The 11,774-nt window shown below is 73.4% G+C and carries 8 protein-coding genes; 3 read left to right on the top strand and 5 right to left on the bottom strand.

Annotated elements, in window-relative coordinates; translation table 11 throughout:
• Positions 1-320: 320 nt before the first annotated feature.
• The 3 genes from ACFWIA_RS26470 to ACFWIA_RS26460 form a co-directional block, all read right to left on the bottom strand.
• Positions 321-1,430, bottom strand: coding sequence for an ATP-binding protein (locus ACFWIA_RS26470; protein ID WP_387009282.1), 1,110 nt, complete (start codon positions 1,428-1,430; stop codon positions 321-323).
• 92 nt (positions 1,431-1,522) lie between these two features.
• Entirely contained in the window at positions 1,523-2,263 is a 741-nt protein-coding gene (locus ACFWIA_RS26465; protein ID WP_387009220.1) for a response regulator transcription factor, read from the bottom strand.
• Positions 2,264-2,373: 110 nt separating this feature from the next.
• Complete coding sequence (locus ACFWIA_RS26460) at positions 2,374-3,105, bottom strand: spermidine synthase (protein ID WP_387009218.1); 732 nt, start codon at positions 3,103-3,105, stop codon at positions 2,374-2,376.
• A gap of 187 nt (positions 3,106-3,292) precedes the next feature.
• Between ACFWIA_RS26460 and lon the strand changes: the two genes are divergently transcribed.
• Positions 3,293-5,725: an endopeptidase La gene (gene lon, locus ACFWIA_RS26455; protein WP_387009216.1), complete on the top strand. Its 2,433-nt coding sequence runs from the start codon at positions 3,293-3,295 to the stop codon at positions 5,723-5,725.
• Positions 5,726-5,803: 78 nt separating this feature from the next.
• Here the strand turns inward: lon and ACFWIA_RS26450 are convergent, their stop codons facing one another.
• Entirely contained in the window at positions 5,804-6,751 is a 948-nt protein-coding gene (locus ACFWIA_RS26450; protein WP_387009214.1) for a GH25 family lysozyme, read from the bottom strand.
• Between the two features lie 227 nt (positions 6,752-6,978).
• On the opposite strand from ACFWIA_RS26450, the gene ACFWIA_RS26445 reads away from it, so the two are divergent.
• Positions 6,979-7,506 carry a MarR family winged helix-turn-helix transcriptional regulator gene (locus ACFWIA_RS26445; protein WP_387009212.1) on the top strand — a complete coding sequence of 176 codons (528 nt, stop codon included), beginning with the start codon at positions 6,979-6,981 and terminating at the stop codon, positions 7,504-7,506.
• Between the two features lie 119 nt (positions 7,507-7,625).
• Here ACFWIA_RS26445 and ACFWIA_RS26440 read toward each other — a convergent pair whose 3' ends face one another.
• Complete coding sequence (locus ACFWIA_RS26440) at positions 7,626-8,402, bottom strand: protein phosphatase 2C domain-containing protein (RefSeq protein WP_387009210.1); 777 nt, start codon at positions 8,400-8,402, stop codon at positions 7,626-7,628.
• Positions 8,403-8,796: 394 nt separating this feature from the next.
• Here ACFWIA_RS26440 and ACFWIA_RS26435 point away from each other — a divergent pair, with 394 nt between their 5' ends.
• A complete protein-coding gene (locus tag ACFWIA_RS26435; RefSeq protein ID WP_387009208.1) occupies positions 8,797-11,757 on the top strand; it encodes a nitrate- and nitrite sensing domain-containing protein in 2,961 nt (986 codons plus the stop codon).
• Positions 11,758-11,774 lie beyond the last annotated feature (17 nt).

Raw genomic sequence — 11,774 nt, 5'->3', positions numbered from 1 at the left:
GTGCAGGCGGGGCGGGTGATCCGTCGCGTAAGTCACACCGGAACCCGTGTTTCGGGGCTCGAAATGGCGGGAAACAACCGAGGTTCTCTGTCAGCCGGACGGCAAACGTGCACGTCACGGCAGGGCGGGGCGCGGCGCCGGGCGTACGGGACGCCGTCGGCGGCGGCTCTCGGCCGTACTGGATCGTGTCAGTCCGGGCGCTTCCACACCCCGGTTCACAGCCCGACCGGGTCGGTTCGGGACGTGATCGGAACTGACGGAAGCGCATGCGAGCGCACCGGCGCTCTGACGATCTTGGCCTGCCGCCCCGAACCATAACGTCAACCGGGGCCGCGGAACAGCCCCGGAAGGAGGACCTGGATCCGGCAACCCCGGGAGGACTCGGCCACTCCGATCCGGCCCCGGTGCAGTTCCACCGCCCACCGGGCGATCGCGAGCCCCAGTCCGGTGCCGCCGTCGCTGCCCTGGCCGCCCGGAGGCTTCCCGGCGGGCGCGCTCTGGGCGGTGGGCGCGGAGCCCGCCGCCGGGTCGGTGTAGGGGCCGCGGTTGAACCGTTCGAAGACCCGGTGCCACTCCGACTCGGGGATGCCGGGGCCCTCGTCGGTGACCTCCAGGGCCAGCGATTCGGGGCCGGCGCCCCGCCGTGCCCGGACCGTGACCCGGCCGTGCGGGGGGCTGTGCTTGACGGCGTTGTCGATGAGGTTGGCGACGACCTGGTGGATGCGCTCCGGGTCGGCGTGCGCGGTCAGCTCCGGCGGCCACACGTCCAGGTGCAGGTGCACGTCGGTGCGGGTGTGGCTGCCCGATCCCGAGGCGATGCCCCCGCGGGCCGAGGACACCATGTTGGCCTCCTTCAGCACCCCCGACAGATAGGGCCACACCTCGAAGCGGCGGGCCTTCAGCGGGACGACGCCGTTGTCCAGCCGGGACAGGTCCAGCAGGGTCTCCACCAGCCGCCCGAGGCGTTCCGTCTGCTTCAGGGCGGTGCGCATGGTCTCCGGGTCGGCGGCCGACACCCCGTCCACCACGTTCTCCAGCACCGCCCGCAGCCCCGCGATCGGGGTGCGCAGTTCGTGCGAGACGTTGGCGACGAGTTCCTTGCGCTGCCGGTCCTGGGCCTCCAGGTCGTCGGCCATGCGGTTGATGGTGGTCGCCAGGTCGCCCAGTTCGTCCCCGCGGTCGTGGCCCCGTACCCGCCGGGTGTAGTCGCCGTGCGATATCGACCGGGCCACGGTGTTCATCTCGTCCAGCGGCGAGGTCAGCGAGTGCGCCACGAACTGGGTGATCAGCAGGGTCGCGATCACCGAGAAGACGGTGATGAACCGCAGCTCGGTCGCGGTGCGCACCGCGATCATCAGCAGTCCCGTGGTGATGAACACCGAGACCACGACCAAGGTGCCGAGCTTGGTCTTGATGGAGAACGGGCGCAGCTTGCGGGAGCCGGGGCCGATGCCCGCGGCCTCCGCCGCCGCGCTGCCGGAACGGTCGGGGCCGAGGGGGCCGGGGTGCCCGGCGGGGGCGCTCACGGCGCCGGCGTCTCCAGCGCGTAGCCGACTCCGTGCACCGTGCGGATGCGCTCGGCGCCGATCTTGCGGCGCAGCGCCTTGATGTGGCTGTCGACGGTCCGGGTGCCGGAGGCGTCCGCCCAGTCCCAGACCTCGGCGAGCAACTGTTCGCGGGAGAGCACCGCGCGCGGGGTGTTCGCCAGGCACACCAGCAGCTCGAACTCGGTCGGGGTCAGGTGCACGTCCTCGCTGCGGATGCGGACCCGGCGCTGGGCGTGGTCGATCTCCAGTTCCCCGAGGCGCAGCGTGCCGCCCCGGGGGGTGGTCGCCGCGAGGGTGGCCCGCTCGACGCGGCGCAGCAGGACGTGCACCCGGGCGGCCAGCTCCCGCATCGAGAACGGCTTCGTCATGTAGTCGTCGGCGCCGACGCCGAGGCCCACCAGCATGTCCGTCTCGTCGTCGCGGGCCGTGAGCATCAACACCGGCACGGGCCGCTGGGCCTGGACCCGGCGGCACACCTCCAACCCGTCGAAGCCCGGCAGCATCACGTCCAGGATCAACAGGTCGGGTTGCCACGCCTGGGTGGTCTCCACGGCGGTCGGGCCGTCGCCCGCGGTCTGCACGACGAACCCCTCGGCCCGGAGCCGGGCGGCGATCGCCTCCACGATCGTCGCGTCGTCCTCCACCACGAGCACGCGCCGCTGGGCGCCGGGCGCCGCTGGGGCGCTGCCGTGTTGGGTGGTGTGTGTCTGCTCCATCGCCCGCCCCTGACTGCTGTTCGGAATCCGTGGGGTGATCCCATGGCTGTGCCCGGCACCGGAGTGATCCACGCGCCGGTTGCAGACTAAAGGCACGGAACGTGATCAGGCTATCCAGCTCGGACCGCGAGGTGGACGACGTCCGGAACGCCCCGGGCGACCGGGATTTCATGGGTACGGACCCCTTGGAACCCGGAATTCCGCAATGCCCCTTCGAAATCGGCGGAGGGCTGCGCCGACCACACGGCGAGCACCCCGCCGGGGGCGAGCCGTTCGCGGCAGCGGGCGATGCCGTCGGGGGTGTAGAGCCCGCCGTTGTCGTCGGTGACCGTCCAGTCGGGCCCGTTGTCGACGTCGAGGCAGAGCGCGTCGTAGGTGCGACCGCCGGTCCGCAGGTGCGCCAGCAGGTCGGTGTGCAGGACCTCGGTGCGGGGGTCGGCGAGGGCTTCGCGGGACAGCGCGGACAGGGGGGCGCCGGGGCGGTGCCAGTCGATGATCGCGGCCTCGCGCTCCACCACGGTGATCCGACCCCAGCGCGGTTCGGCGGCGGCCCGCGCCAGGCTGAAGCCGACCCCCAGGCCCCCGATCAGGAGGCGGGGGCGCGCCGCGGGGTCACGGTCGGTGAGCGCGGCGGCGGCCAAGTCCACCAGAAGGCGTTCCGAGCGGCCGTCGGAGGTGTCCATCAGGAAGCAGCCGTTGGCGATGATCTGGAGCAGGTGGCCGTGGCGGCGCAGCACCACCTCGCCGTGGGGTCCGGTTCTGCGGTCGAGTACGTCCGGTGTGGTGTCGGGGGCGGGAGCGACTGCGGGGACGGTGCTCTGCTGGGGCGACATGGCGGCCATTGTGGCGCGGTGGGGTCGGCCCGCGCGGGGGAATTTCCGAGGGCGGCGGGCCGCGGACGCGGCCCGGAAGCGCGGTGGCGGGCGCGGCCCCGACCGCTCCGCTCTGGGCGAACGAACGGCCGGGAACAATCGAACGGCCCCACGCATTGAGTCGACATAGCTCAACTTGAATGCCGAAGGGGAGATCATGGCTGCTGAGTCCGTTGGTTCCAAGAGCACCGTGCTGTCGCTGCCCGTGCTGCCCCTCGACGACGAGGTCGTGCTGCCCGGCATGGTGGTTCCGCTGGACCTGAACGACCCCGACGTACGCGCCGCGGTGGAGGCCGCCCAGGCCGCCGCCCGCTCCGCACCGGGCAAACCACGGGTCCTGCTGGTCCCGAGGATCGACGGCACCTACGCCGGCACCGGAGTGCTGGGCACCGTGGAGCAGGTCGGCCGGCTCGCCGACGGCGACCCCGGGGCCCTGATCCGCGGTCGTGAGCGCGTCCGCATCGGCGCCGGAACCACCGGACCGGGCGCCGCCCTGTGGGTGGAGGGCACCCTCGTCGAGGAGCACGTGCCCGACCCGCTGCCCGGCGCCGTCACCGAACTCGTCACGGAGTACAAGGCCCTCGCCACCAGTTGGCTGCGCAAGCGCGGCGCCTGGCAGGTCGTGGACCGCGTCCAGCAGATCGAGGAGGTGTCCCCGCTCGCGGACAACTCCGGCTACTCGCCGTTCCTCACCGTGCAGCAGAAGGTCGCCCTGCTGGAGACCGCCGACCCGGTGGCCCGCCTCAAGCTCGCCACCGAACAGCTCCGCGAACACCTCGCCGAGCAGGACGTCGCCGAGTCCATCGCCAAGGACGTCCAGGAGGGCGTCGACAAGCAGCAGCGCGAGTTCCTGCTCCGCCGCCAGCTCGACGCGGTCCGCAAGGAACTGCGCGAACTGAACGGCGACGGGGACGGCGAGGACGAGTCCGACGACTACCGGGCCCGCGTCGAAGCCGCCGACCTGCCCCGGAACGTCCGTGAGGCCGCGCTCAAGGAGGTCGACAAGCTGGAGCGGTCCAGCGAACAGTCCCCCGAGGGCGGCTGGATCCGCACCTGGCTGGACACCGTCCTGGAACTGCCGTGGCACGAGCGCACCGAGGACCGCTACGACATCGAGGGCGCCCGGGCCGTGCTGGACGCCGAACACGCCGGCCTCGCCGACGTGAAGGAACGGATCACCGAGTACCTGGCGGTGCGCAAGCGGCGCGCCGACCGCGGCCTCGGGGTCGTCGGCGGACGGCGCGGCGGCGCGGTGCTGGCCCTGGTGGGTCCCCCCGGCGTCGGCAAGACCTCGCTCGGCGAGTCCGTCGCGCACGCCATGGGCCGCTCCTTCGTCCGGGTCGCCCTCGGCGGCGTCCGCGACGAGGCGGAGATCCGCGGCCACCGGCGCACCTACGTCGGGGCCCTGCCCGGGCGCATCGTGCGCGCCATCAAGGAGGCCGGGTCGATGAACCCGGTGGTGCTGCTCGACGAGATCGACAAGGTCGGCTCCGACTTCCGGGGCGACCCGGCGGCGGCCCTGCTGGAGGTCCTGGACCCGGCGCAGAACCACACCTTCCGGGACCACTACCTGGAGGTGGAGCTCGACCTCAGCGACGTGGTCTTCCTGGCCACCGCGAACGTCCTGGAGGCCATCCCCGAGGCGCTGCTCGACCGGATGGAACTGGTCAGGCTCGACGGCTACACCGAGGACGAGAAGGTCGTCATCGCCCGGGACCACCTGCTGCCGCGCCAGCTGGAGCGGGCGGGCCTGGACCCCGACGAGGTCACCCTCGACGAGGGCGCGCTGCGCAAGCTCGCGGGCGAGTACACCCGGGAAGCGGGCGTGCGCACCCTGGAGCGGGCGATCGCCCGACTGCTGCGCAAGGTCGCCGCACAGCACGAGCTGGGCGAGCGCACGCTGCCGTTCACCGTCACCGACGGGGAACTGCGCGGGCTCATCGGACGCCCGCACCACGTGCCCGAGTCCGCCCAGGACCCGGCCGAGCGGCGGACCTCCGTCCCCGGGGTGGCGACCGGACTCGCGGTGACCGGGGCCGGTGGTGACGTGCTCTACGTGGAGGCGTCGCTCGCCGACCCGGAGACGGGCGCGGCGGGGCTGACCCTGACCGGCCAGCTCGGTGACGTGATGAAGGAGTCGGCGCAGATCGCGTTGAGCTTCCTCCGCTCGCGGGGCGCCGAACTGGAACTGCCGGTCGGCGACCTGAAGGACCGGGGCGTGCACATCCACTTCCCGGCGGGCGCGGTCCCCAAGGACGGTCCGAGCGCGGGCGTCACCATGACGACCGCCCTGGCCTCGCTGCTCAGCGGGCGCCCGGTGCGCACGGACGTGGCGATGACCGGTGAGGTCTCGCTGACCGGTCGGGTGCTGCCCATCGGCGGGGTGAAGCAGAAGCTGCTCGCCGCGCACCGGGCGGGGGTCACCACGGTGGTGATCCCGAAGCGGAACGAGGCCGATCTGGACGACGTCCCGGCCGAGGTCCTGGAGAAGCTGGACGTCCACCCGGTGTCGGACGTCCGCCAGGTCCTGGAGCTGGCGCTCAGTCCGGCGACCCGGGGCGCGACCGAGCAGGTGCCGGTCGCCGCGTGACGCCTGCGCCCCGCACGAGGACGGCCCTCCCCCTCCGGGGAGGGCCGTCGGTCGTGACGGGCACGCGGACCCGGGCGGTCAGCCCGTGGCGAGGGCCTGGACCCGGTCGAGCGCGCCGTTGAACTTGTTGTGGTCGCCGACCGTGGGACCGGTCGAGGTGTACTGCCACATGGTCTGCACCGCCCAGCCCGCCGGGAGGGTCCCGGGGGTCGACGCGTAGCGGGCGATCCACAGCGGGTTCACGCCGCCGAAGGCGGAGGAGTTGCCGGTGCACTGGGTCCACCAGCTGGTCGCCGTGTAGATGACGGCGTCCCGGCCGGTGCGGTGGCGGTACCGGTCCAGGAAGTCCTTGATCCAGGCGACCATCTGGGAGGACGTCTTGCCGTAGCAGGCGTCCCCGTACGGGTTCCACTCGATGTCCAGGGCGCCGGGCAGGGTGCGGCCGTCGCGCGACCAGCCGCCGCCGTTGTCGACGAAGTAGTCCGCCTGGGTTGCTCCGTTCGTGGTGTCCGGGGTCGCGAAGTGGTACGCGCCCCTGATCATGCCCACGTCGTACGAGCCGTTGTACTGCTGCGGGTGGTACGGGTTCTCGTAGTACGTGCCCTCCGTCGCCTTCACGTAGGCCCAGCGCACCCCGTTGTTCCACAGCGTCGACCAGGCCACGTTGCCCTGGTGGCTGCTGACGTCCACGCCCTCGGTCTGGGTGACGCGCCGCTGGGGCGGTACCCCGTCCTGTCCGTCGTGGGCGAGGACCCCCATCCCCATGTACGCGGAGCCGCGTTCCGGCACCGCCGGTGGGGTGACGGCGGCCGGGTCACCGTCGCTGACGGCCGGATCGCTGACGGCCGGGTCACCGGGGGGCGGGCCCTCGGTGGCGGAGGCCGTCCCGGTCGCGAGAGCGGTGCAGAGGGCGCTTATCGAGAGGAGCAGCGCCGCAGCGGGCCGCCACGGTGACCGACCCGAACGGGTGCGGGCACGGTTGCTGACGCCGGGTCGGGGTCGGGACGTGGTGCGGGGGTGGTGCACGGGTGCCTCCGTCGGCCTGGGGGAGTGCGGACTCAGATTCCAGGAGTACGGCGCCCGGCGGCCGTCCGCGCGTCGACGGCGGCGGGTGCGGCGGGCCGATCGAGCGGTCCGGCGGCCCGGTCGGCGGCGCACCGCGGGGGACGGAACTGCGAAATACTGGTGCAGCCGGGACGACGTCGCCGTCCCGGCACGAGGGCAGGGACCACGGGGAACGGGAAGACGGGGCAATGGGCGCGGATGCGGGCGAGGGCCGGGGCGGGGCACGGAGCGGGCGCGGCGGGGACACCGGGCCCGCCGGGAGCACGGCGAGCGCCGTGGAACGGGTACGGGTGGAGTTCCTGGCGCTCGAACGGGAACTGACGGTCTTTCTGCGGCGCGCCCGCTCGGCCTCCGGGGAGATCGCCCGGTCCGTGCACCCGGAACTCGAACCCGGTGCGTACGGACTGCTCGTCATGCTCGACGAGAACGAGGTGCTGCGGGCGACCGACCTCGCCGGGTACGTGGGCGTCGGCAAGGCCACCATGAGTCGACAGCTGAAGGCGCTGGAGTCGCTGGGGCTCGTGGTCCGGGAGCCGGACCCCGCGGACGGGCGGGCGTCATTGATCCGTTTGACTGACGCGGGACGGGTGCGGGTGCAACGGGTCCGTGAAGCGCGGCGGGCGCGGTACGTCAGCCAACTGGCCGACTGGGCGCCTTCCGAGGTCGCCGAGCTGGCCCGCCTGCTGCACCGCCTCAACGAGTCGACGTCCCCCTGACCCTGCGTACTGGCCGAACGGGTGAGACCGAGCCGACCGAGGAGCCCGTCGGCGATCCACCGGTGGAACCGTGACGGGGCCCGGTGCCGGCCGGGCCCCTTAGCGGGGCGGGGTCGTCGTTACGGGATCACGTACGCGGCCGTCGCGTCGTCGTGCTGCTTGCCCGACGCGGGGCGGCCCTGTGCGTGCTCCGCGGCGCGGACCTGGTCGATCAGCGTCTGGGGGCCCTGCTTGGCGAGCACGTCCAGGCACTCGGCCCAGGTGCCCGAACGGAACCGCTCGACCCAGCGGGACGCCCCGTCGGTCAGCGCGGCGAGCGAGCGCACCCCGGCCCGGGGCAGCACCCCGGTGACCGCCCGGGCGGACACCTCGGGGTCGGCGGCTGCGGTGAAGAAGCCGCCCTCCTTGTTGCGCAGGGTGGTGTCGGTGGCGTCGGTCGACCGCAGGACCTCGCGCGGGGCGCGGTCGAGCCGGTCGTCCAGCACCGCCTCGACGCCCCCGTCCACGTGCTCCACGAGCAGCACGGAGTCGGAGAGCACCAGGTACTCGATCCGGGTCTCGTCCCACCGCGCCAGGACCACCGTTGCTTGCGGTGTTCGCGCGTGAGAAAGGTCACAGAGTTGACGGTGTGCGTCCGCGGTCCTACGGATTGCGTGCGAAAGCACCTCCCGCAGCGTCAGATCCGTTCGCGAAACGGACAGTTCGCCGAGCGCTCCGCCGAGCCGGGCGGTGAACCAGGGAACGGTGTGCCGGCAGCCGTAGTCACCCGAGGGCGGGGTGACCCCGTCGAGTACGACCAGCGTTCCGCCCTGACCGGAGGCGGGAGCCGCGGTCGAGACGAAGTCTTCGTTGGGGCGGTCGGGGTCTCCTGGAGCCGTGGCGATTTCCATGCGCATCGGATCAGTCTGCATGAGCCCGCACCGATGCCCACGAATCGGTGGCGGGGGTGACGCTGAGGTGAACAGGGGTCAACGTTCCGCCGGTCGTCCCCCGCGGGGAGCTGCCTGATTTGCGGGATAATGATCTATTCCGTCAACACGTGGTGGGGCATCCTTCCAAACCCAGTCGATCACGTCCAACCGGCACACCGCACACCCCCGCTGACGCGTGCCATCGGAACTTGCCGCCCAACTCCCGGTCGATGTTCACTCCTTCGGGTGGCGGGTCCGGTGATGCGCGACCGCTCTTCACCGGCGCTGGAATGGTCAGGTCCGAATCCGGCGGACCTGGTGGCCTGACGGTCCGTCATCCGGACCCATGAGTGCCGGAACCATGGGTAGTCGAGTCAGAATGCGAGCACCGGTGCAGAAAATGCGGCCTCGGCGCAAGGGTGGGCGGGCGGCCTCGAAGCAGGGTGCGCTCCCGTCCGGGTCCGGCACGCCCCAGGGTCCCCCCGGCGTGCCCGGAACCCTCGCCACCCCGCCGCCGCCCGGCGGGCCCGCGGCGCCCGCAGCCCCCGCCGCCCGGGGGGAGGGCCCCGGTGACCCGCCGCCGCCCGCCGCCACTCCCGAGAAGCCGGCCAAACCCCGCGCCCGGGTCCGCAACCGGCTGCTGATCTCCGTCGCCGTCGTCGCCGCCGCCATCGCCGGCGCCGGCGCCCCCGCGCTGCTGTCGACCACCGGCGACCTCCGGGACGCCCAGCGCCTCGTCACCGCCGCCGAGCGGGCCCGCGAGGGCAGCTCGCTCGCGCACGGCCTGGCCGACGAGCGCGACGAGGTCATCGCCTTCATCGCCGCCGGGCGCCCCGAGGGCAAGGGCCTGTCCGAGCAGCGCAGCGCCCGGGTCGACCGCCGCGTCCAGGAACTGCGCGCCGACGCCCCCGCCGCCCTGCGCGCGGACCTGGACGCCGTCGCCGCCGCCCGCCGCGCCGCGCTCACCGGCAAGAGCAGCGCCCTCCAGGCCCACGACGCGTACGCGAAGGTCATCACCGAACTCCACCGGCTCGCCGAGGACGTCGCCGAACGCACCCCGCCGGCCGCCGCACCCGGCGCCCGTTCGCTGGCCGACCTGGACCGCGCGGTGGAACAGGCGTCCGGGGCCCGCGGACTGCTGCTCGCCGCGTTCGCCGTGCCCCGCTCCACCGCCACCCAGATCAACCAGGTCACCGGGCTCCCCGAGACCGTCCCCGACGAGTCCGGGGCCCAGGCGGCGCAGCGCCTCGCACTCAGCACCGCGGCCCAGCTCGCCCACCACCGCTCCACCGCGGCCCTCGCCGACTTCCGGGACGTGGCCCCCGCCGCGGACCTCGCCTCCTTCGACTCCACCGTCAACGGGGCCGAGGTCACCACCGCCGAGCGCCAGCTGAAGCGGCTCACCGACGAGGCGAAGCTCAGCGAGGCCGACCTCGCACTCGACCCCAAGGAGATCGCCGGCGCGCTCGCCTCCCGCGTCGACCTCATGCGGGGCGCGGAGGCGTCGCTCGCCGAGGCCCGCATCGACCGCCTCGAACAGCTGCGCGACGACGCCGTCACCGATCTGGAGATCCGGGTCGCCGTCCTCGGGGTGCTGCTGCTGGTCGCGGTGGGCGTCTCCATGGGCATGGCCCGTTCGCTGACCCGCCCGTTGGCCGTGCTCCGGATCGGCTCCGCCCGCCTCGCCGCCGACCCGGCCGCCGAGGAACCCGTCACGTTCACCGGCCGCAACGACGAGTTCGCCCAGGTCGTCCGTTCGGTCAACGCCCTCCACGCGCACGCCGTCGCCCTCCAGGAGCGGCTGGTCACCCTGGAGGGCGACCGCAAGCACCTCATCGGCGAACGCCAGACCATGGCCGACCGCACCGCCGAACTGCGTGCGGAACTCGCCGACGCCTCCGCCCACCTCGAACGGGTCCGGCACAGCATCCAGGGCACCTTCGTGAACCTCGCGTTGCGCACCCTCGGCCTGGTCGAACGGCAACTCGCCGTCATCGAGGGGCTGGAGGCCCGCGAGCAGGACCCGGAGCGGCTGGCCACCCTCTTCAAGCTCGACCACTTCGCCACCGTGATGCGCCGGCACAGCGAGAACCTGCTGGTCCTCGCCGGAGCCGACCACGGACACCAGCACCCCGGCCCGGTGCCCCTGGTGGACGTCGCCCGCGCCGCGGTCAGCGAGATCGAACGGTACGAGCGGGTGCGGATCACCGCCCTGCCGCCGCACGCCCACATCGCCGGCTTCGCCGCCGACGACCTCAGCCACCTGCTCGCCGAACTCCTGGAGAACGCGACCTCGTTCTCCCCGCCGGACGCCTCCGTCGAGGTCTCCGGCTGGCTCCTGGAGAACGGCGAGGTGATGCTCTCGGTGCAGGACGAGGGCATCGGGATGACCGCCGAACGGCTGCGCGAGCTGAACGTGCGGCTGTCCGATTTCGACCCCGCGGACCAGGTCGCCGGCCCCGAGTCGGAGGACGGCCTCGGCCTCGGCCTGTACGTGGTGGCCCGGCTCGCCCACCGCCACGGGGTACGGGTCCAGTTGCGCGAGCAGAAGCAGGGCGGCGTGACCGCCGTCGCCGTGCTGCCGAAGGCGATGCTCGCCGCCGAACCCGCGACGGCCCTGGCCGTCCCGCCGCCGGCCGGGTCCACCGGGCCCGCCCTGCGGCTGCCCGGCTCCGAGGCCGAAGCCAACGCCAATGTGCTGGGGGGACGGGGAACTCCGGGGGACCCCCTCATCGCCGCGGCCGAGGACGCCGTCCGCCAGTCCGGGACGTCCGCCGAGGCGTCGTCCGAGACGCTGTCCGAGACGACGATGGAGTTGGTGCTCCCGCCGGAACCGCCGGCCGCCGCGGCGACCCCCGCGACGGACCCGGGCGCCGCACCGGAACCCGCGGCCCTGCCGTCGCGGAATCCGGCGCAGCCACCCGCGGCCGGACCGGCGCGCGCACCGGCGCACCGGCTGGCCGGGGACGACGGCGGACACCACGCGCGCGCCCGTGACGAGGCACCGTCCGCGTCACCTGCACCGCCCGGTGCACCGTCCGTCGACCCGTCACCGACGAACACCGCGTCCGCCGTTCAGGGGGACGCGCCCGCGCGGACCCGCCTGACCGACAAGGGCCTGCCCAAGCGGACGCCTAGGATCAGTGAGCCCGCAGCCGTGGCCCAGCCGAGAGGAGGGGGCGTCGACGCCGACGCCCTCCGGCGCAAGCTCGGGGGCTTTCACCAGGGGGCCGCGGCCGGCCGCCGGGACGTTGCCGTCGAGATCGACGGCGCACCGGCGACACCGTCCGGACGCGGCGGAGGAACACAGGGGGACACAGTCGAGGAGGGAAGCAGTTGACTGCGCCCAGCACATCA

The sequence above is a fragment of the Streptomyces sp. NPDC127068 genome, from assembly GCF_042724695.1.
Lineage (GTDB): Bacteria > Actinomycetota > Actinomycetes > Streptomycetales > Streptomycetaceae > Streptomyces.
The sequence above is the reverse complement of the archived record's forward strand: the minus strand, read 5'-3'. Positions and strand labels throughout refer to the sequence as shown.

Bases quoted from the DNA above. Each gene is read 5' to 3' on its own strand.
- ACFWIA_RS26465 (WP_387009220.1), bottom strand. From the start codon at position 2,263: ATGGAGCAGACACACACCACCCAACACGGCAGCGCCCCAGCGGCGCCC.
- ACFWIA_RS26460 (WP_387009218.1), bottom strand. From the start codon at position 3,105: ATGGCCGCCATGTCGCCCCAGCAGAGCACCGTCCCCGCAGTCGCTCCC.
- lon (WP_387009216.1), top strand. From the start codon at position 3,293: ATGGCTGCTGAGTCCGTTGGTTCCAAGAGCACCGTGCTGTCGCTGCCC.
- ACFWIA_RS26445 (WP_387009212.1), top strand. From the start codon at position 6,979: ATGGGCGCGGATGCGGGCGAGGGCCGGGGCGGGGCACGGAGCGGGCGC.
- ACFWIA_RS26440 (WP_387009210.1), bottom strand. From the start codon at position 8,402: ATGCGCATGGAAATCGCCACGGCTCCAGGAGACCCCGACCGCCCCAAC.
- ACFWIA_RS26435 (WP_387009208.1), top strand. From the start codon at position 8,797: ATGCGAGCACCGGTGCAGAAAATGCGGCCTCGGCGCAAGGGTGGGCGG.